Origin of the sequence: Xanthomonas sp. WHRI 8932A (assembly GCF_035012785.1) — a bacterium.
Classification (GTDB): Bacteria; Pseudomonadota; Gammaproteobacteria; order Xanthomonadales; family Xanthomonadaceae; genus Xanthomonas.
On sequence record NZ_JAYGQQ010000003.1, the window covers coordinates 253,707 to 273,171 of the forward strand.

Genomic DNA, 19,465 nt, shown 5'->3' on the forward strand with positions numbered 1-19,465 from the left:
TAAGCTCTTGCGATTCCCGATTCCCGATTCCCGATTCCCGATTCCCGACTCCCATGACGCTAAAAGACAAAACGCTCTTCATCACTGGTGCCTCGCGTGGGATTGGTTTGGCGATTGCGTTGCGGGCGGCGCGCGATGGGGCGAATGTGGTCATCGCGGCCAAATCGGCGGTGGCCAATCCCAAGTTGCCTGGCACCATTCACAGCGCTGCCTCAGCAGTCGTTGCGGCAGGTGGAAAGGCGCTGGCGCTCAAATGCGATATCCGCGACGAAGCGCAAGTGCAGGCCGCTGTTGCCGCCACCGTGGAAGCGTTCGGTGGCATCGATATCCTGGTCAACAACGCCAGCGCGATCTGGTTGCGCGGCACCTTGGACACGCCGATGAAGCGCTTCGACCTGATGCAACAGGTCAACGCGCGCGGCAGTTTTGTGTGCGCGCAAGCCTGCCTGCCGCATCTGTTGAAGGCGCCCAATCCGCACATCCTCAGCCTTGCCCCGCCGCCATCGTTGAACCCGGCGTGGTGGGGCGCGCATACCGGCTACACGCTGGCCAAGATGGGCATGAGTCTGGTGACACTGGGGCTGGCCGCTGAGTTCGGCCCGCAGGGCGTGGCGGTCAATGCGTTGTGGCCGCGCACGGTGATTGCCACCGATGCGGTCAACATGCTGCCGGGCGTGGACGCCGCTGCCTGTCGTCGCCCGGAGATCGTGGCCGATGCGGCGCATGCGGTGCTGACACGGGCTGCGGTCGGTTTCCATGGTCAGTTTCTGATCGACGAAGAGGTGCTGACGCAGGCCGGCGTCACCGACTTCAGCGGTTATGCGGTCGATCCGTCACGGAGCCTGTTGCCGGATCTGTTTCTCGACTGAGCGGCTGACAGAACGACTGCGTAGGCGACAGGCGGGCGCGGCCGGTGCTCGGCGCGGCGTGTACCGCTCATCCGTTGCGGTGCCGCGTGCGCCGTCCACATTTGCCCGACGACTGCTCGCTCTGGTTTTTATAGCTCCAAGCGCGGTGCAGGTGGCCGTGCGCCGATACATCGATGCAGACGCTGCGAGCCATTCGTCCACGAAAAAACGATTGACCTTGTGCGCATCACCGCCTGCCGCGCAGACGAACGCCGCCGTCCACTTCACTGCCGAGCACGATGATTTCACGCCGCAGTTTGCTATCGTGCGCGGCTGAAATCGTTTCCAACAAGGACGTTTGCCCGTGTTCCTGAAGTCCGGCGCGTTTGCGCCCGCCCTGTTTGTGTTTGTGCTTGCGCTCTGCGCCGGCTGCAGCAAACAGACCACGCCGACCGGCAACGCGGCTGCCAGTAAGAGCGCCGATGCGCCGAGCGATGCGCAGCATGCGCTCAACGCCAAACTCGGTGCGTATATCGATTGCTTCAACCGCGTCGATCTGCCGGTGCATACCGGTGCCAAGCATTACACCGGTTCGATCGACGATGCAGCCGCCGGCCCTAGCGGGCGCGAAACGCGCGTGGCCGGCCCCTACGACATCAGCGACGTCGACATGAAGGCGTGCGATGCGCCTGTCAGCGCGGCGGCTGCGGGGCAACCGTCGCTGCCGGCACTGGATGCGGCGGCTCGGGAGTATCACGCGGCATTGCAGGCGTTGCGGCCGATCAGTCACCAGGTGGCCGATTACTACGCGCGCCAGGATGATGAAGACGACCAGTTCGCCAAGGGCAAGCAACTGCACGCGCCGTTGATGGCGGCGCTGGAGCGTTATGCCGAGGCCAGCAGCGCATTCGGTACCGAGCTGGAAGCGCAGAACGATGCAGCGCATCGCGAAACGCTCAAGACGCTGGAGCGCGAGGAGGGACGCACGCGCGAGTATTACCGGCTGTCGATGATGCTCGATGCCAAGCAACTGACCGACGTACTGCAGGAAGATCAGTTCGACACCGCGCGTGCAAACACGCTGCTGGACGGCTTCAACCGCCTCTCCGACGAGGCGCATGCCAAGGTGGCCGACCAGGAGCCGGACAAACTCAAATGGAACAGCTTCGAAACCGCTGCGGAAGACTTCCGCAGGCAGGCCAAGGCGCGGGTGAAACGCGTGGTCGACAAAACGCCTTATAGCCGCATCGAAGAGGGCTGGCTCGATAGCCCCTCGTTGGCGCCGGAAGGATCGCCGCGCAAGTTGCTCAATACTTACAACGCGTTGGTGTCCGAGAGCAATCGGCAGTAACTGCCAGCGTCATCGCACGATGCAGCGCGTGAGGCCATACGCTCTGCGCTGACGACAACGCACGCGGTCGACTGTTGCTCACCTCACCTCATTTCTTCACCACTGCACAGGAACTACCGCATGCGCCATCCACGTCGTTACGCACCGCTCAGCGCAGCGGTTGCACTTGCCGCGCTGCTTGCCGGCTGCCAGAAAGATGCGCCGGTTGCGGCTGCGCCCGATGCCGACAAGATCAATGCCTACATCGCCTGCTTCAACGGTGTCCAGCAGCCGCTGCATGAGAGTTACCAGACCTACACCGGCTGGATGAAGGACCCGCAGGCCGGGCCAACGGGCAAGGAAGAAAATATCCGTGCACCGGGAACGGTGCTGTCGCATCGGGTCGAGGCCTGCGGCGCACCGATGACTGCCGCAATGGCGCAGCAACCGGCCAACGCCGAACTCGACCCGGTCGCAAAGACCTATCAGCAGCGGTTTGCCACGCTCAATGAGCGCATCGGCGAAGCGGTGCGGTATTACGATCGCGAGGATTATCTGCGCGACGACGGCAAGGGCATGCGTGCGCTGCATGCGCCGTTGATGCAGGCCTACGCAGCGTTCTTCGATGCGGGCGACGCGATGAATGCGGCGCTGGACCGCAACGAAGACACCCGGCGTCAGGCGCGGATCGATGCGATCGAAAAGGAAGAAGGCCGCAGCGCGTCCTGGTATCACTTGAAGATCACCGGCGAAGGCAAGCATCTGGTGCAGGTGTTGGATAGCAATGCGCCGGATCTTGCGGCAGCGCAAAGCCAGCTCGCGCGTTACCAGAGCATTCTGGAAGAGGCGCAGAAAGCCAAGGTGGGCCAGGGCGATGCGATGTGGGGACACATGGAACGCGCTGCCGATAAGCTGGCGCGCGAGTCCGGACGTCTGGTCGAGCGCATCCGCACCAACACACCGCTGAGCAAGAGCGAGCAGATGCTGCTGGAAAGCGGCTCGATCCCGCCGGGCGGCACGCGTCAGGCAGTGCTGGCCAGCTACAACGATCTGATCGACATGAGTAACCGCATGTCGCAGTAAGCGCGACCTGCAGTGGCTGCGCTCAGTGCCTGGCGCGCTCTTTCGGGTGCCAGCGCTGCATGGGCGGGACGTGGGTCGCTTCGGTCAGGCGGTCCGCAACGGGCCGGCGATGGCGCGCCGGTTGTTGGTTGGCCAATGCGAGACGGATGCACCGACCTCGTGCTGCGGCGATGCAAGCGGCGATTGCCTGCGCACCGGTCACGCAGCTTACGGTGGTGATGCCCACCACCTGATTTGCCTCCCGTCGATGCCTGCGCGCTGCCGCCTTGTGTCAGCCGTTGGCGATATCCGGCAGCGGCTCGGCGCATTGCCGGCAGTAGCGCGCGTCCGATGCGTGGCCTTCCAGCCCGCAGCGGGCGCAGTTGCGAACGTCGCGCCGACCGGTGTGGCCGCCTTCGCGCAGCGTGGTGGCAAGCTCGGCGGTGTAGATGCCGGTGGGCACGGCGATGATGCTATAGCCGATCAGGATCAGTGCGGAGGTGACAAAGCGGCCAAGCGTGGTTTGCGGCACCAGATCGCCAAAGCCCACCGTGGCCATGGTGACGATGGCCCAATACATGCTGGTCGGGATGCTGGTAAAGCCGTGTTGCGGGCCTTCGATGACGTACATCGTGGCGCCGGCGATCACGGTGATGGTGAGCACGGTGAACAGGAATACCAGCACTTTGCGGCGGCTGCGCCATAGCGCGTCGACCAATTGCCCGCTTTCCTGGATATAGCGGGTGAGTTTGAGGATGCGGAACAGGCGCAGGATGCGCAGCACGCGCACGACCAGCAGGGTCTGTGCACCCGGCACGAAGAACGACAGATAGCTGGGCAGGATCGACAGCAGGTCGATCACGCCCCACACGCTGAGTGCGTAGTGCAGCGGGCGCCGTACCACTGCCAGGCGCGCCACGTATTCGATGGTGAACAGGACCGTGAATGCCCACTCCAGCGGCACCAGCCAGTGCGCCGAATGCGCGTGGATGCGCGGCACGCTGTCGATCATGATCACGATCACGCTGGTCAGGATCGCCACCACCAGCATCAGGTCGAAATTGCGCGATGGGCGCGTGTCGTGGCGGTAGATGATGTCGAACCACTGCCGGCGCCAGCCGTCGGCGGTGGCGGGAGTGAGCTGAGGATCGGAGAAAGGGCGCATGCGCACATTGTGCCGCAGGCCGGCGAATGCGCGAGAATGCGGGTTCTCCCTCCGCTTCTGCGACCCACCATCATGAGCACCGCTGCCGATTCGCCCCTGTCCCTCGCGCACTACTACCTGCCGGTGTATCGCCCGCGCCAGGTGGTGCTGGAGCGCGGTCAGGGCAGTCGCGTATGGGATGACGCGGGGCGCGAGTATCTGGATCTGTCCTCTGGCATCGCGGTGAGCGGGCTGGGCCATAACGATGCGGATCTGGTCGCCGCGCTCACCGAGCAGGCGGGCAAGCTGTGGCACACCAGCAACATCTTCTACAGCGAGCCGCCGCTGCGGCTGGCCGAGGAACTGGTCGGCGCGTCGCGTTTTGCCGAAAAAGTCTTTCTGTGCAACTCCGGCACCGAAGCCAACGAGGCGGCCATCAAGCTGGTGCGCAAATGGGCAAGCAATCAGGGCCGCCCAGCCGACAAGCGCGTCATCGTGACGTTCCGTGGCAGCTTCCACGGCCGCACGCTGGCCTCGGTCACCGCCACCGCGCAGCCGAAATATCAGGAAGGCTACGAGCCGCTGCCGGGCGGATTCCGCTATGTGGATTTCAACGATGTGGCGGCGCTGGAAGCGGCGATGGCCAGCGGCGACGTAGCCGCGGTGATGCTGGAGCCGATCCAGGGCGAGGGCGGAGTGATGCCGGCGGCGCCGGGCTTCCTGGCGCAGGTGCGTGCATTGTGCGATCGACACGATGCCTTGTTGGTGCTGGACGAAATTCAATGCGGCATGGGCCGCACCGGCACGTTGTTCGCGCATTGGCAGGAGCAGGTGACGCCGGACATCGTGACGCTGGCCAAGGCGCTGGGTGGCGGTTTCCCGATCGGCGCGATGCTGGCCGGCCCCAAGGTCGCCGAGACCATGCAGTTCGGCGCGCATGGCACCACCTTCGGCGGCAATCCGCTGGCTGCTGCGGTGGCGCGCGTGGCGCTGCGCAAGCTGGCTTCGCCGCAGATTGCCGAAAATGTGGAGCGGCAGTCGGCGGCGTTGCGTGCGGGCCTGGATACGCTTAATGCCGAGTTCGGCCTGTTCGCACAGGTGCGCGGGCGTGGGTTGATGCTCGGCGCGGTGCTGGCACCGGCGCATGCCGGGCAGGCCGGTGCGCTGCTGGATCTGGCAGCCAAGCATGGTTTGCTGCTGCTGCAGGCCGGCCCGGATGTGCTGCGTTTTGTGCCGGCACTCAATCTGACCGACGCCGAGCTGGCCGACGGCCTGGCGCGTCTGCGCCTGGCGATTGCCGAGTACGCCGCGCAGCGGTGATGGGTTGTTTGGTCGGTTGCGTGTTGGTGGCTGGTAGGGCGCTGATTGGTAAGGCGTGTGACGCGTGAGCGGGTGCGTTTGTGGATTGCGTAAGGCGGTGTCTAGGTGACGGCCCTGTATCGCAACACCGTACCCTCACCCCAACCCCTCTCCCGACGGGAGAGGGGCTAGTTGGTGCAGTTGGGTTTTGCTTCGACTGGTCTGGTTGCGTATTTGTGCACGATTGACCGTGTTTTTCTCGCGCGTGCGCGGAGGAGTGCAGGCTGGCGGATGGGATATCGATGACCGCGTGCTCGGCCTGATCCATCGCAGCGTGACCAGCATGCGTCCACTCGGGTGGCGTGGTACTTGGCAGCGTATTCGCGTGCAGATGTAGCCGCCTCTGGTCGCTCGGCACAGCGTTGATCTCTCACGCAGGTCGGCGAACGCTGATCAGACTTCCGACTCCCCACTCCCCACTCCCCACTCCCCACTCCCCACTCCCCATTCCCTATTCCCTATTCCCTATTCCCGATTTCACCCCAACCCATACCGCTTCAACACCCGTCGCAATGCACGGGCATCGCGCACGGTATCAGCATGCAATCCGGCGGCGCGGGCGCCGCGGACGTTGACGAAAAGGTCATCGACGAACAAGGTGCGTGCCGGTTCCGCACCCAGCTGCGCAAGCGCGCGCTGATACACCTCCAGCTGCGGTTTTCTGCCGCCTAGCGCACCGCTGCACAGTACGCGGCCCTGCAATAACGGAAATAGCGACGGCACGAGTTGCGCGATCGCTTCCGCCATCAACGGGCCGTTGTTGGTGAGCACCGCCACCGCGGTCGTCGCCGACACCGCCAGCACCTGCGCTACCACCGCGGGATCTGCGCGGCACGCTGCCACGCGTGCCGCGATCCAGGTGGTGCGGTCTATCGGATGTCCCAGCCCGTCGCTCAATTGGGTCAGATAGGCCTGCGTGTCGAGCTCACCGGCATCGTAGGCACGCTCCAGTCCCTGTTCGAACAGGACCTGCTGCACGCGCTGCGGCGGACATGCAGCTGCAGTCGCTAGTGCGGCCAGCCGGCGCGGACGCGAATAGCTGGCCAACACGCCATCGAAATCCAGCAGCAGCAAGGACGGGCGTACAGGCGACATGGGGCGTGCTCATGAGGTGGGCACGCAGCGTTGTCGATCTGCCGCCGCATCGCAAGCATGCGGGATCTCCTATGCCCTGATACGCGCGAACGGGTAGGCGCGTGGCGCGCGACGTCTCACACCCGCGTACGGCGGTCGCGCACGCCTTATCGCGGAAGCCCTGCGCGTCCACGGGCACGCCAACCTGAGCATCTACGCTACGGATTCAAAGGTTCTAGCTCGGTAAGAACCTACCCGCACGCGCAGGCCCTACCCTCCGCACCGCGTCTGCGGCGCAACCTCGCTGGGTATGGTCGATCCATGCCGCATGTGCGGTATCAGCCGGTCTTGGGGAGCGGGTCCGGTCACTCAGCACGCAGTACATTCCAGGGGTCGATTGCATGCCTAAGCGCTTGAACACCGATCAGTTGGCGACCGCGATGGCCGCCATTCTCACCGCCGCCACGCGTCGCCACACGCTCGCCTCGATGACCCTGCTGATGTCCGGCGCGCACAGCCTGCCGGCACTGGCGCAGGAGGCGCGCACTCTGGATGCGGTCAGCGTGGTCGGCACCGGCTCCACGCGTACCACCGCCTCCATTTCGATGGACGAGATCCAGGCCCAGGTACCAGGCGTGGCACCCCAACAGCTGCTGGCCAGTCTGCCCGGCGTCAACGTGCAGACCACCGACCCGTTCGGGCTGTATGAGTTCGGCGATTCGATGACCATCCGCGGATTTTCCGCCAACCAGATCGGCGTGACGCTGGACGGCATTCCGATCGAAACCTTCGACACCCGCGAAGGCGGGCCGATCACACGCTACGTCTCCAGCGAAAACCTGCTCGATGTCACGGTGTCCGCCGGCTCGGGCGATGTCACCCAGCCCTCCTATCACGCACTCGGTGGTGCGATCCGCTACACCAGCCTGCCACCCAAGGGCGGCGATAGCTGGAGCGGCAATCTCACCCAGACCATCGGCTCGGACGATCTGGTACGCAGTTTTGTGCGTCTGGATACGCCGGAGTGGTGGGACGGCGGGCCGAGTGCCTACCTTTCCGCATCGCGCACGCAGGGCGGTGTGTGGGACATGGAACCGGCCACGCAGAAGAGCGATCACTTCGAAGCCAAGGTGCGCCAGGCCTGGGATGCCGGCAGCCTGACGTTGGGCTGGATCTACAACAACCGCAAGGATTACGACGTGCAGTCGTACAACTCCGACGGTTCGGTGTCGTGGGATCTGCACGAACGCATCACCGGCAATCCGGAAGTGGATGCCGAGCATTACAGCGAATGGCAGAACGGCCGCCGCGATTCGCTGCTCAGCCTGCATGGCGATTTCATGTTCAACGATGCCATCGGCGTCACTTTCACCGGCTACTACGAAAACAAGCATGGCTACGGTGTCGGCGGCACGCCGCCGAGTACCGCTACCGGGTTGTACAACGATGCGATTGCCGGCACCCCAGGGCGCACCGATATCGCCATCAACGATCCGCAGATTGTCGATGCCACTGGCAATGTCACCCGCGTCGGTGCGATGACGCGGCGCGAAGAAATCATGGGCGGCGATCGCTACGGTTTGACCACGGCGGTGGCGTGGGAGACCGAGCACAACAAGCTGGAAGTGGGTGCCTGGTACGAGAGTTACGACTTCGATCAGGTGCGCCCGCTGTACAACCTGGACCCGGCCACCGGCGCCTTGCTCAAGAACGCTCTGCCCATCGTCATCTATTACGACAACCACTTCTCCACCGAGGTGAAGCAGCTCTACGTCAAGGACACGCTGCGTCTGCTGGATGATCGGTTGACGATGGAATTCGGTGCCAAGGGGCTGGATGTCAAACGCGACTACAACGGGATCGCCAATTTGGACGACTTCAACGTTGGTGTGCGTCGCGCGGTGACCATCAAGAACAGCGACTGGTTTCAGCCGCAGGTCGGTGCAAGCTTCCAGCTGGCCGAGGGTGTGCAGGTGTTTGCCAACTACGCGGAAAACTTCAGTTCCGCGCCGCGGCTGGCGCTGACCTCCGGTGCGTTCAATCCGGATATCGCGCCGGAAGAATCCACCAACATCGATATCGGTATCCGTGCCGAATCCACGCAGTGGAGCGGTTATCTGGCCGCCTACAAGATCGATTATTCCAACCGCATCATCGCGTTGACCGATCCGGACCCGCTGGTGGTGGCGCCCACCGTGTACGCCAACGTCGGCGACGTGCAGACCTATGGTGCGGAACTATCCGGCATGTGGAAGCCGGCGCCGGGCTGGCGGCTCGGTGCATCGTTGACCTGGAACACCTCCGAGTTCCAGGACAACTATTTCGGCCCGGTCAGCGGCGCGCTGGTGCAGGTGAAAGGCAACGACGTGCCGGATGCGCCCAAGCTGATGTTCAGCGTCAACGGCGGTTGGGAAGGCGAGCACTTCTTCGCCAACCTCGACACCAAATACACCGGCAAGCGCTACGGCGACACGCTCAATACCGACCAGGTGGATGCCACCTTCATCGTCAATGGAAGCGTTGGGTATCAAGGCGGCGATGCCGGGTTTCTTGCCGGTGGTCGTTTGCAATTGTCGGCCTACAACCTGTTCGACAAAGACGATGCGATTGGCGCGGTGTTTCCCAACGAAAGCTCCGGCTCATACCAGCTGATCGCGCCGCGCCAGCTGTTCGCAAGCCTGTCTTACCGATTTTGAGTGATCGACGCGGCCGGCATTGCGGCCGGCCGCGCGACTGTCCATGACATGCAGGGGATGTGCGTTGATGCAAGGCAATCACACTGGGGCGATGACGCGGCGGCAATTGCTGGCGCGCATCGGCATGACCGCTGGCGGCGCGATGATGTATCAGGCGATGAGCAGCCTGGGCATGGCGGCCGAATCGCGCTTTACCGGCCCAATGCAGCTGGATGGCGACCCGAAGGGCGCATCGGTGCTGATTCTGGGCGCGGGCCTGGCGGGGATGACCGCGGCCTTCGAATTGCGCAAGGCCGGCTATCGCGTGCAGGTGCTGGAATACAACGGCCGCCCCGGTGGCCGTAACTGGACGTTGCGTGGCGGCGATCGTTACACCGAACTCGGTGGCGCAACCCAGCACTGCCAGTTCGACGATGGGTTGTATCTCAATCCGGGGCCGTGGCGCATTCCGCATCACCACAAGGCGGTGTTGAGTTACTGCAAGCAGTTCGGTGTGGCGTTGGAAGCGTTCAACCAGGTCAACTACAACGCGCTGCTGCATAGCCAGAAAGGCTTCGATGGCAAACCGCAGCGGTTCCGCGCGATCGATGCCGATTACAAGGGCCATGTCTCCGAGTTGCTGGCCAAGTGCACACAGCAGCACGCACTGGATACGGCAGTCAGCCGCGAGGATCAGGAAGTGCTGTTGGAATCGCTACGTACCTGGGGGGCGCTCGATCGCAACTTCGGCTACGTCAAAGGCAAGGACAGCAGCGAACGGCGTGGCTTTGCGCGCTACCCCGGTGGCGGCTTGTCGGGCAAGCCGGAATTCTCCGATCCCTTCAGCGTGCAGGATGTGCTGCGTTCGCGGCTATGGACCACGCTGGCGGCTGGTAACAACTACGAAATGCAGACCACCATGTTTCAGCCGGTGGGCGGCATGGACCAGATCGGCAAGGCGTTCGCGCGCCAGCTCGGCGATGCCATCACCTACAACGCCAAGGTCACCAAGATCGATCAGGACGGCAGCGGCGTGCGCGTGTCCTGGCAGGACGCCACACGCGGTGGCGAAGAACGCGTAGCCAGCGCGGACTGGTGCATCTGCACGATTCCGTTGTCGGTGCTCAGCCGGATTCCCACCACCGCCAGCGACGCGATGACCACCGCGATCGGCAAGGTGCCGTATGCCGCGTCGGTCAAGGTGGGTCTGCAATTCAAGCGACGTTTCTGGGAAGAGGACGAGGCCATCTACGGCGGCATCAGCTACACCGATCTGCCGATCACCTTGATCAGCTATCCCAGCACCGGCTACCACAGCGCCGGCAAGGGGGTGCTGCTCGGGGCGTATGTGTGGGGGCTGGATGCCTATCAATTCACTTCGATGAGTCCCGAGCAGCGGGTGCGCAAGGCGGTCGAATACGGCACGCAATTGCACCCGCAATATCCGCGCGAATTCGAAAACGGCATTGCGGTCGGTTGGCACCGCGTGCCGTTTACCCACGGCTGCTTTGGCATGTGGAGCGAGCAGGCGCGTGCCGAACATTACGAGCCGCTCTGTCAGATCGACGGCCGCCTGGCGTTGGCCGGCGAGCATGTGTCCTATATCCCGGCCTGGCAGGAGGGCGCGATCCTGTCGGCACACGATGTCGTCGGCCGCCTGCATCGCAAGGTCATTGCCGGCGGAGGTCGCGCATGAGTCTGTTGCCACGTGTGTGTGCTGCGGCCGTTGCGCTGGTCATCGGCGCTGCGTTGTTTCCGCCCGGTCTGCGCGATGCGCAGGCGCAAAGTTCCGACGCCACCGCGCTGTATCCACAAAAGGGGTTCGCCACCGCCTCCGGCGAGCATGTCTACCGCGCGGTCTGCCAGGGCTGCCACATGCCGGCCGGCAGCGGTGCGCAAGGCGCCGGTGAATACCCGGCGCTTGCGGGAAATCCCAAGCTGGCGGCTGCGCCCTACGTCACCATGATGGTGCTCGACGGCAACGCCGGCATGCCGGGATTTGGCGACATGCTCACAGATCGTCAGGTGGCCGAAGTGGTGAGCTATGTGCGCACCCATTTCGGCAATGACCATGCCGAGCGTGTCACCGCCGACGACGTCAAGCTGCTGCGTCACTGATTCTCTCTTCCAAGGAGTTGCCATGTTCCGTCCCGCCGTCAATGCTCTCGTTGCCACCGTCGTGTTATCTGCAGGCCTCAGCCCTGCAACTGCTGCCGAGGTGATCCGCCACAAGATTCCCAACAGCGATTTCCCCATTGCCGCCGCGGTGGAAGTTCCGGCCGGCAAGGCCACCGTGTATGTCAGCGGCAAGGTGCCGGCAGTGGTGGATACCAGCGTGCCGAAGGATTCTGCGGCCGCCTACGGCGACACCAAGGCGCAGACGGTGAGCGTGTTGAAGCAGATCCAGGACCAGCTCAAATCGCTCGACCTGGGCATGGGCGATGTGGTGAAGATGCAGGTGTTTCTGGTCGGCGACCCGGCCATGGGCGGCAAGATGGATTTCAACGGATTCATGGAGGGCTACCGGCAGTTCTTCGGCACCAAGGAACAGCCCAATCTGCCGGCACGCTCGGCCTTCCAGATCGCTGCGCTGGGCAATCCGCTGTATCGGGTGGAGATCGAAGTGGTCGCCGTGCGTCCTTGAGTTCACCTCACCGCCCTGCTGGAGGTCACCATGAATACCCCGCTGTCGCGCCGCAGATTTCTGCGTGATTCCGCACTGTTTGCAGGTGCCGCCGGGACTGGCGCATTGCCGCTGTTTGCCAGCGCCGCCGAACGTACCGCCGCCATCGTGCCACCAGCGGCAGGCGCGCTATCGCCGGTAATGATCGGCTCCAACGAGTTTCCGGATGGCCCGTCCGCAGCAGCGGTCAGGGCCATTGCGCAGATTGCACCGCAGGGCGGGCGCTATCTGCGCGAGGTCCAGATGGAACTGATGACCACGCTGGCGGCCGAGCTCAAGTTGCCGGTGAACCATCTGATGGCCTATGCCGGCTCCACCGAGCCGCTGGATTACACGATGCTGGCCTTCACCTCGCCCAGTGCTGCGCTGGTCACTGCCGACCCGACCTACGAATCGGGGTGGCGCGCTGCCACGCGCAATGGCGCCCCGTTGATCAAGGTGCCGTTGCGCAAGGATTTTTCGCACGACGTGCAGGCGATGTGCGCCGCCGACGCCAATGCCGGCGTGATCTACATCTGCAACCCCAACAATCCCACCGGCTCGGTCACCGCACGCAAGGATCTGGAGTACGCATTGGCGCACAAGCCCAAGGGCAGCGTGCTGGTGGTGGACGAGGCCTATATCCACTTCGCGCGCAGTACCCGCAGCGTGGTGGATATGGTGGCTGCCGGCGAGGACGTGGTGGTGTTGCGCACCTTCTCCAAGCTCTACGGCATGGCCGGCATCCGACTGGGTTATGCAGCCGCGCGCCCGGAGTTGCTCGCCAAGCTGATGTTCTACAGCGTCAACAGCTTGCCGGTGACGGCCGCCGCGGCGGGTCTGGCCAGCTTGCGCGACCCCGATCTGGTGCCGCAGCGCCGTGCACGCACTGCAGCCACGCGGCAGGACGTCATCGATTTCCTCAGTCAGCAGGGCTACGCGTGCACGGCGTCGGAGAGTAACTGCTTCATGGTCGATGTGAAGCGGCCGGCAGCAGGTTTCAAGGACGACATGGCGACCTTTGGCGTGTTCATCGGCCGCAGTTGGCCGGTGTGGCCCACCTGGTCGCGGATCACCGTGGGCACTCCCGAAGAGATGGCACGCTTCAAGCAGGCGTTCGTGCAGGTGATGGCCGGCAAGCGCGGCCCGCTGCCGCTGCCGCAGGCCGCAGCCGATGTGCACGACCCAATGCGGGACTTCTTCCGCTATGCGTAGCGTCGTCTGCGCGACTGCCGCGCAGTGATCCTGCCGGTGTGGTTCTCGCCTGATGCGCTGGATATTTAGAGCAGCTAACAAAACGACTGTGCAGCCGCCAGGCGGGCGCGGCCGGTGCTCGGGATCGGCATGTACCACCCGTACACTCCGGTTCTGATTGCACCGTTCACACCCACCTGGCGACTGCTCGCTACGTTTTGTGAGCCGCTCTTAGCGTCGGCACATCTCGATCGCCGCGCACAGTGGATTGTGCGGCGGCGCAGCACTGCATTGGAAACGGCAAGGCGGTACTCTGACTGCACTGGCGCAGGCGCGAGCGTCGGTCGCTTGCACATACCGCGCTTTCTTATTTCAGGAGGACTGCCTTTGAAGCTGTTTTCGACGATTGCTGTGCTTGGCTTGATAGCGATGGCGCCCTCGGCCTGGGCGCGGACCTGCGCGGTGACCATCACCGGCAACGACCAGATGAAGTTCGATCAAAGCGCCATCACGATTGCACCCGATTGCACCCAAGTGGATGTAACGCTCAAGCACGCCGGCAAGATGGCCGCCACGGTGATGGGGCACAACTGGGTGCTGACCAAGTCCGCCGATTTCCAGGCGGTGGCCAATGACGGCATGCGCTCGACCATTGCCGACAGTTACTTGCCCAAGGCCGATGCGCGTGTGATCGCGCATACCAAGGTGGTCGGTGGCGGCGAAAGCACCACGGTCAGCTTTGCAACCAGCAAACTCACCAAGGGCGGCGCCTACACGTTCTTCTGCTCGTTTCCCGGGCACTGGGCGATGATGAAAGGCACGTTGAAGTTTGGGTGATGGTGGGGCGCTTGGAGCCTGTCTCCAGCGCCCTTCGCCGCGTTGACGCAGCCGCATCGATCAGGCGACAGCCGCCGCATTGCCACGCATGCGCAATTGTTCTTCGCGATCACAGGCGCGCGCATCCGCGATGCATGATGATGTGCACGCCGCTCAGCGCGGCGACGTATCCGATGCCTGCTGCGTGTCCTCGCCGCGCAACACTCCGCGCTGCAGCGCCTGCGCCAATGCACTTTCGCGGCTGCGCGCGTCGAGCTTGCGATACAGATTCTTCAGATGGAATTTGACCGTGTTTTCCGACAGGTGCAGGTGGCGGGCGATCTGCTTGTTGGAATAACCGCGCGCCAGTTGCGCCAGCACTTCCAGTTCGCGTTCGCTGAATACATCGCTGGCGGGATCCTCATCACCACTGAGGCGTTCGAGCAGCGCCTGGATGGTCAATGCACGCGTGGTGCCGCCAACCGTTTGCGGGTCGTGTTGGCGCAGCGAGCGCAACATCGCCTTTGCCGGCAATCCAAGCTCCATGATCGCCTGCCAGCTCTGCGTCAGCGCCACGTGGTCCAGCGCACTGTACAAATGCGGCAGGGCGGCGAGCAGTTCGCCGCGCTGCTGCAGCACCAGTGCGATGCGGGCGCGGGTGCGCGCGAGATGGCAGGCGTTATCGCTGCTCAGACAGGCCTGCTCGATCTGGCCGAGAATGGTCAGCGCCGCATGGCTGCGCCCGGCCAGGCGATGCCAACGTGCCAACGCAAAGCCCATCGCCGCACGATCGCGCCAGCGATGCGCCGAGCGCAGTGTGTGCGCCAGCCCGGATTCCCCGCCAGTGCGCGCGATTACGACATCGATGGCGGCATTGCCGGGATGCTCCAGCAGCAACATCAAACGCCATGCCGACGCCAGCTCTGACAGTCGCGCCAGCTTGCGCCCATGCGCGATCTGCTCGACATGCTCAAGCAGCACCAGCGCACTGCGCCCGCTGTGATCGCGCACGCGTTCCAGACCCAGCGCGGTGTCGTACGCGGCCGCCAGCACGTCCACGCCGCCATCGTGCTGCTCGAGTAGTTCCACTGCCGGATGCAGCAGGTCGGCGGCATCGTCGTGGTGGCCGCGCTCGTAGTGCACTTGCGCGAGCAGACAATTGCCGGCCGCTTCCAGCACACGGTCCAGTTGCGGCGTGCGTGCGCACCAGCTCAGCGCTTGCCGATAACAGGCTTCGGCGTCGCCGAGCCGCCCGCGGTAGAAAAAGCTCTGGCCGAGCGAGAGCAACGCCTGACTGGCGCCCAGATCGCTGCCGCCGCGGTGCATCGCATCGCGCGCAGCCAGGGCATAGCGCTCGGCCACGGCAAACCCGCCCTGTGCCAGCGCGGTCGTGGCACAGATGCACAGCAAGGTGCCGCGGCCGAGATGATCGTCTTCGTCCAATGCGCTCGCCTGCGCGGCAATCTGGGTCAGGCCATGCGGATTGCCACAGATCTCGTCCAGGCGGTCGCGCAGCAATGCCACCACCACGGTGTAGTCGCGCTGCAGTGGCTCGCGCACGGCGGCCGGGAAATCGCGGAAGCGTTCCAGCAACAGGCGCGCATGACTGAACTCGCCCAGTTTCAGATGCAGATATGCCTGGGTGAGATTCAGTGCAGGCGTGTCGCGGATGCTGCGGTGCTCGAAATGGCGCAGCAACGCGCGCACCTCATGCATGCCGTGGGTCAGCAGTAATTGCCAGGTACCGGCGCGCGCGATGTAACTGGCGGCCATGTCGCCGCACTCGCCACGTGCGGCATGGCGCACGGCGTCGGCCAGATGCTGGTGCTCGCCGAACCAGCGCGCCGCGCGCTGATGCAGCTGCACGGCCTGGCCGGGATGGTCGCGATCGAGTAATTGCTGCAGGAAGTCGGCAAACAACGGGTGATAGCGGAACCATTCGCGCTCGCCATCCAGCGGCACCAGCAGGCCATGGAAATGGTCCAGCCGCGCCAACAGCCGGCCGCTGTCGTCGCGTTGGCGCACCGCATCGGCGAGCGCGGCGTTGACGCGATCAAGCAGGCTGGTGCGCAACAGCAGATCGCGCGTGTCTGCATCGAGATCGTTGACGACCTGTTCGGCCAGATACGCGGCAATCTGCGTGCTGCGCCCGGAAAAACGTGCGGCGACTTCCTGCTGACGTTGCGCATTGCCTTCCAGCCACAGCCGCGCCAGATGCAAGGCGACTGGCCAGCCTTCGGTGTAGCGCAACAGCTCGTCGACCACCGGTGCCGGGATATGCGGTCCCAGCAGTGCGCGCGCTTCGTCGTTGTCCAGCGCCAGTTGCGCGCTGCCGATGCGGCTGAGGTGCGCCTGCAGATCCAGCCGCGCCAGCGGCAACGCCGGCACGCGACGCGTGGCGAGCAACAGATGCAGGCGCCCGCCACTGTGTTCGACCAGTCGCAACACCAGCTCATCGACCGGGCCATTCCCGAGCCGGTCGTAGTCATCGAGGATCACGTTGATCCGTCGCGGTGCGCTGCGTACCGCGCGGATCAACACGGTGGCCGCATCGCGCGGGTCCTGGTCGCGGTTGTGCATCACGCCGGCACACAGCGCCGGATCTGCACCCGCGCCCTGCAGCGCCAGCGCAAGGTGGCCGAGAAAACGTGCCGCATCGGCGTCTTCTTCATCCAGCGACAGCCACGCCACCGCATCGTCGTGCGCACGTCTGCGCGCATACCATTGCGCAAGCAAGGTGGTCTTGCCGAACCCCGGCGGGGCCAGCAGCAGCGTGAGTGGCCGCAGCTGCGCCTGATCCAATGCCGTCAGCAAGACCTCGCGTACTACCGCACCCGGGCGCGGCAATGGCGGTTCCAGCTTGCTGGCAAGCAGCCAATCGGGAAGCGCATGGTCGCGCGATGGCGACGGGCGCGGGGTGAGCAACGCAACAGGCTTGAACATGAGGCGAGGGCGGCCCTGACAAGCGTCAGCAGCGCGCCGGCTCGACACGCTGCACAACCAGAGTGAAACAGCGGCGACGGCCAGCCTGTCACCACAACGGCGACAACGACAGATCGGCTGCTTCGAGGGTCCCCACCCATGCCCGTCCGTGAGCACCTTTCAGAAAGGTATGACAGCCGTAAGACAAAAGCAAAGTGTGCTGGGGCTAACTGCGGTCGCCGTCGCAGGCGACCATGCAGGCTGTGCGCTGGGTCAGGCACTGCTCGCCCCGCTGGGCTGTTCAGTGCGGAGGGGCAGGAGAGTGGTAGCGCCTATTCATCGCAGCCAGCGTGCGTCGGCGGCTCCGCGAGCGCCGGCCGGTCACTGCGATTCGCATCGCCGCGCGGGCGCTGCGGAGCCTTGTCAGTTGCCTTCGGTGACATTAGGCAAACAGGCACGTTCGCGTAAAGCGGCTGAAGCGAACGGTCAGTAAAGGCTCACTGCGTGCAGATGCATCGCTTACCGCCCAGGCGCGCTGCCGGGCCTGCAGCGGCGCCTCAACGCTTGCAACTGAGAAGCGAACGGGCAGTACAGGCTCACCGCGCGCAGATGCATCGCTTGCCACGCAGGCGCATTGCCTGGCCTGCAGCGGCGCCTCAACGCTTGCAACTGAGAAGCGAACGGGCAGTACAGACTCACCGCGTGTAGATGCATCGCTTACCGCGCAGGCACTGCCGGGCCTGCAGCGGCTCATCGACGCTTGCAACTGCCCGTGTGGCGTCGATGCCTTGGCCCATCGCCGGCGTGGGCTTGCCACGGCCGGCGATCACGCTGGCAACGCGTGTCGGTGCAGGCGCGCTTAGCGCGCAACGTCCGCAAACGCCTCGCGTGCCGCCGCAAGCGTGGCGTCGATCACCGCCGCATCGTGCGCGCTGGACATGAAGCCCGCTTCGTACGCCGACGGCGCCAGATACACGCCCCGCTGCAGCATCGCGTGGAAGAAGCGATTGAAGCTGGTGGTGTCGCACGCAATGGCCTGCTCGTAGCTGTCCACGATTTCGTTGGTGAAGAACAGCCCGAACATGCCGCCGACCTGATTGGTGGTGACCGCGATTCCGGCGGCGTGGGCGGCATCTTCCAGCCCTTCGCACAGCGCGCTAGTGGCCTCGCTCAGACGTGCGTGGAAGCCCGGCTCCTGTACCAGCTCCAGCATTGCCAGGCCCGCCGCCATCGCAACTGGGTTGCCCGACAAGGTGCCGGCCTGATAGATCGGCCCGGCCGGTGCGATCTGCTCCATCAGGTCGCGACGGCCGCCATACGCGCCCACCGGCATGCCGCCGCCGATGATCTTGCCGAAGGTGGTCAGGTCCGGCGTCACCCCGTACAGCGCCTGCGCGCCCCCCAGTGCGACGCGGAAGCCGGTCATCACTTCGTCGAAGATCAGCAGCGCGCCATGCCGCGTGCACAGCGTGCGCAGATGCTGCAGGTAGCCGGCCAGCGGCGGAATGCAGTTGGCGTTGCCCACCACCGGTTCGATGATCACTGCTGCCACGTCGGCGCCGATCTCGTCGAACAGCGCGGTGGCGCCTTCGAAGTCGTTGAAGCTGAGCGTGGCGGTCAGCTCGCTCAAGCCCGCCGGCACGCCTGGCGAGGTAGGCACGCCCAAGGTCAGCATGCCGCTGCCGGCCTTGACCAGGAACGAGTCGCCGTGGCCGTGATAGCAGCCTTCGAACTTGATGATGCGATTGCGCCCGGTGGCGCCGCGCGCCAGCCGCACCGCCGACAGCGTGGCTTCGGTGCCGGAGTTGACCATGCGCACCATCTCGCACGACGGCACCAGCCGGGTGATGGTTTCGGCCATGGTGACCTCGGCCGCGCAGGGCGCACCGAACGACAGCCCATCGCGGATCGCCCGTTCCACCGCGTCGCGCACGGCGGGGTGGTTGTGGCCGGCGATCATCGGGCCCCACGAGCCCACGTAATCGATGTAGCGGTTGTCGTCGACGTCGTACAGATACGGGCCATCGGCGCGCGCCACGAAGAACGGCTCGCCGCCGACCGACTTGAACGCCCGCACGGGTGAATTGACGCCCCCGGGCAACAGGGTCTGCGCCTGGGCGAACAGGGCGTGGGAGCGGGTGTGATTCATGCGCGCAGATCCTTGAGGAATACCGATGGGGGCATCGACGCCCGGCAGCGGGCATCGCGTCCGCCATTGTCAGGCCTGCGGCCTCGCGCGCCTACCCGGCAGAGGCCCGCCTACCCGTCGGAGCCGCCGGGTAGGGGAACTTGGCTGCCTATGATCGAACGCGACGGTATCGACAGTTTGGGTATGAGCTGATGGCGTGCGGTCATTGGCGCCTCGCTGCCGATGTTCAG

Annotated in this window: 14 protein-coding genes and 1 other RNA gene; 11 read left to right on the top strand and 4 right to left on the bottom strand. The window is 64.6% G+C overall.

Features of this window, described 5'->3' with window-relative positions; all coding sequences use genetic code 11:
* Positions 1-53: 53 nt before the first annotated feature.
* The 3 genes from VC212_RS06200 (at position 54) to VC212_RS06210 (ending at position 3,261) form a co-directional block, all read left to right on the top strand.
* Entirely contained in the window at positions 54-869 is an 816-nt protein-coding gene (locus VC212_RS06200; protein ID WP_323514675.1) for an NAD(P)-dependent oxidoreductase, read from the top strand.
* Between the two features lie 337 nt (positions 870-1,206).
* Complete coding sequence (locus tag VC212_RS06205) at positions 1,207-2,199, top strand: YiiG family protein (RefSeq protein WP_323514674.1); 993 nt, start codon at positions 1,207-1,209, stop codon at positions 2,197-2,199.
* Between the two features lie 120 nt (positions 2,200-2,319).
* Complete coding sequence (locus tag VC212_RS06210; RefSeq protein WP_323514673.1) at positions 2,320-3,261, top strand: YiiG family protein; 942 nt, start codon at positions 2,320-2,322, stop codon at positions 3,259-3,261.
* A gap of 271 nt (positions 3,262-3,532) precedes the next feature.
* On the opposite strand, the gene VC212_RS06215 is transcribed toward VC212_RS06210, so the two are convergent.
* Positions 3,533-4,405, bottom strand: a complete 873-nt coding sequence (locus VC212_RS06215; protein ID WP_115584534.1) for an ion transporter — start codon at positions 4,403-4,405, stop codon at positions 3,533-3,535.
* Positions 4,406-4,477: 72 nt separating this feature from the next.
* Between VC212_RS06215 and VC212_RS06220 the strand changes: the two genes are divergently transcribed.
* Positions 4,478-5,704 (top strand): acetylornithine transaminase, encoded by a 1,227-nt coding sequence (locus VC212_RS06220; protein ID WP_323514671.1) that lies wholly within the window; start codon positions 4,478-4,480, stop codon positions 5,702-5,704.
* Between the two features lie 516 nt (positions 5,705-6,220).
* Here the strand turns inward: VC212_RS06220 and VC212_RS06225 are convergent.
* On the bottom strand, positions 6,221-6,838 hold the full coding sequence (locus VC212_RS06225; protein ID WP_323514670.1) for an HAD-IA family hydrolase: 618 nt from the start codon (positions 6,836-6,838) through the stop codon (positions 6,221-6,223).
* 392 nt (positions 6,839-7,230) lie between these two features.
* Between VC212_RS06225 and VC212_RS06230 the strand changes: the two genes are divergently transcribed.
* From VC212_RS06230 to azu, 7 genes are all read left to right on the top strand, one after another.
* Positions 7,231-9,513: a TonB-dependent receptor gene (locus VC212_RS06230; RefSeq protein ID WP_323514820.1), complete on the top strand. Its 2,283-nt coding sequence runs from the start codon at positions 7,231-7,233 to the stop codon at positions 9,511-9,513.
* Positions 9,514-9,580: 67 nt separating this feature from the next.
* The gene (locus tag VC212_RS06235; protein ID WP_323514668.1) at positions 9,581-11,188 is read left to right on the top strand and encodes an NAD(P)/FAD-dependent oxidoreductase; all 1,608 of its coding nucleotides are present in this window, start codon (positions 9,581-9,583) and stop codon (positions 11,186-11,188) included.
* On the top strand, positions 11,185-11,610 hold the full coding sequence (locus VC212_RS06240; protein WP_115528831.1) for a cytochrome c: 426 nt from the start codon (positions 11,185-11,187) through the stop codon (positions 11,608-11,610). Before VC212_RS06235 ends, VC212_RS06240 begins: the two co-directional genes overlap by 4 nt.
* A 22-nt stretch (positions 11,611-11,632) precedes the next feature.
* Positions 11,633-12,136, top strand: a complete 504-nt coding sequence (locus VC212_RS06245) for a RidA family protein (protein WP_323514667.1) — start codon at positions 11,633-11,635, stop codon at positions 12,134-12,136.
* A gap of 30 nt (positions 12,137-12,166) precedes the next feature.
* The gene (locus tag VC212_RS06250) at positions 12,167-13,369 is read left to right on the top strand and encodes a pyridoxal phosphate-dependent aminotransferase (protein WP_323514666.1); all 1,203 of its coding nucleotides are present in this window, start codon (positions 12,167-12,169) and stop codon (positions 13,367-13,369) included.
* Between the two features lie 129 nt (positions 13,370-13,498).
* Positions 13,499-13,575, top strand: a non-coding RNA gene (locus VC212_RS06255) — sX9 sRNA.
* Positions 13,576-13,735: 160 nt separating this feature from the next.
* Positions 13,736-14,185: an azurin gene (azu, locus tag VC212_RS06260; RefSeq protein WP_055848532.1), complete on the top strand. Its 450-nt coding sequence runs from the start codon at positions 13,736-13,738 to the stop codon at positions 14,183-14,185.
* Between the two features lie 153 nt (positions 14,186-14,338).
* Here azu and VC212_RS06265 read toward each other — a convergent pair whose 3' ends face one another.
* Positions 14,339-17,107: a LuxR C-terminal-related transcriptional regulator gene (locus tag VC212_RS06265; RefSeq protein WP_323514664.1), complete on the bottom strand. Its 2,769-nt coding sequence runs from the start codon at positions 17,105-17,107 to the stop codon at positions 14,339-14,341.
* An 838-nt stretch (positions 17,108-17,945) separates the two neighbouring features.
* Positions 17,946-19,235, bottom strand: a complete 1,290-nt coding sequence (hemL, locus tag VC212_RS06270) for a glutamate-1-semialdehyde 2,1-aminomutase (protein WP_323514662.1) — start codon at positions 19,233-19,235, stop codon at positions 17,946-17,948.
* Positions 19,236-19,465 lie beyond the last annotated feature (230 nt).

What these genes read in the sequence shown, in the direction of transcription:
- VC212_RS06220 (WP_323514671.1), top strand. Translation starts at nt 4,478, where the DNA reads ATGAGCACCGCTGCCGATTCGCCCCTGTCCCTCGCGCACTACTACCTG.
- VC212_RS06210 (WP_323514673.1), top strand. Translation starts at nt 2,320, where the DNA reads ATGCGCCATCCACGTCGTTACGCACCGCTCAGCGCAGCGGTTGCACTT.
- VC212_RS06240 (WP_115528831.1), top strand. Translation starts at nt 11,185, where the DNA reads ATGAGTCTGTTGCCACGTGTGTGTGCTGCGGCCGTTGCGCTGGTCATC.
- VC212_RS06245 (WP_323514667.1), top strand. Translation starts at nt 11,633, where the DNA reads ATGTTCCGTCCCGCCGTCAATGCTCTCGTTGCCACCGTCGTGTTATCT.
- VC212_RS06215 (WP_115584534.1), bottom strand. Translation starts at nt 4,405, where the DNA reads ATGCGCCCTTTCTCCGATCCTCAGCTCACTCCCGCCACCGCCGACGGC.
- VC212_RS06265 (WP_323514664.1), bottom strand. Translation starts at nt 17,107, where the DNA reads ATGTTCAAGCCTGTTGCGTTGCTCACCCCGCGCCCGTCGCCATCGCGC.
- VC212_RS06225 (WP_323514670.1), bottom strand. Translation starts at nt 6,838, where the DNA reads ATGTCGCCTGTACGCCCGTCCTTGCTGCTGCTGGATTTCGATGGCGTG.
- hemL (WP_323514662.1), bottom strand. Translation starts at nt 19,235, where the DNA reads ATGAATCACACCCGCTCCCACGCCCTGTTCGCCCAGGCGCAGACCCTG.
- VC212_RS06250 (WP_323514666.1), top strand. Translation starts at nt 12,167, where the DNA reads ATGAATACCCCGCTGTCGCGCCGCAGATTTCTGCGTGATTCCGCACTG.
- VC212_RS06235 (WP_323514668.1), top strand. Translation starts at nt 9,581, where the DNA reads ATGCAAGGCAATCACACTGGGGCGATGACGCGGCGGCAATTGCTGGCG.
- VC212_RS06200 (WP_323514675.1), top strand. Translation starts at nt 54, where the DNA reads ATGACGCTAAAAGACAAAACGCTCTTCATCACTGGTGCCTCGCGTGGG.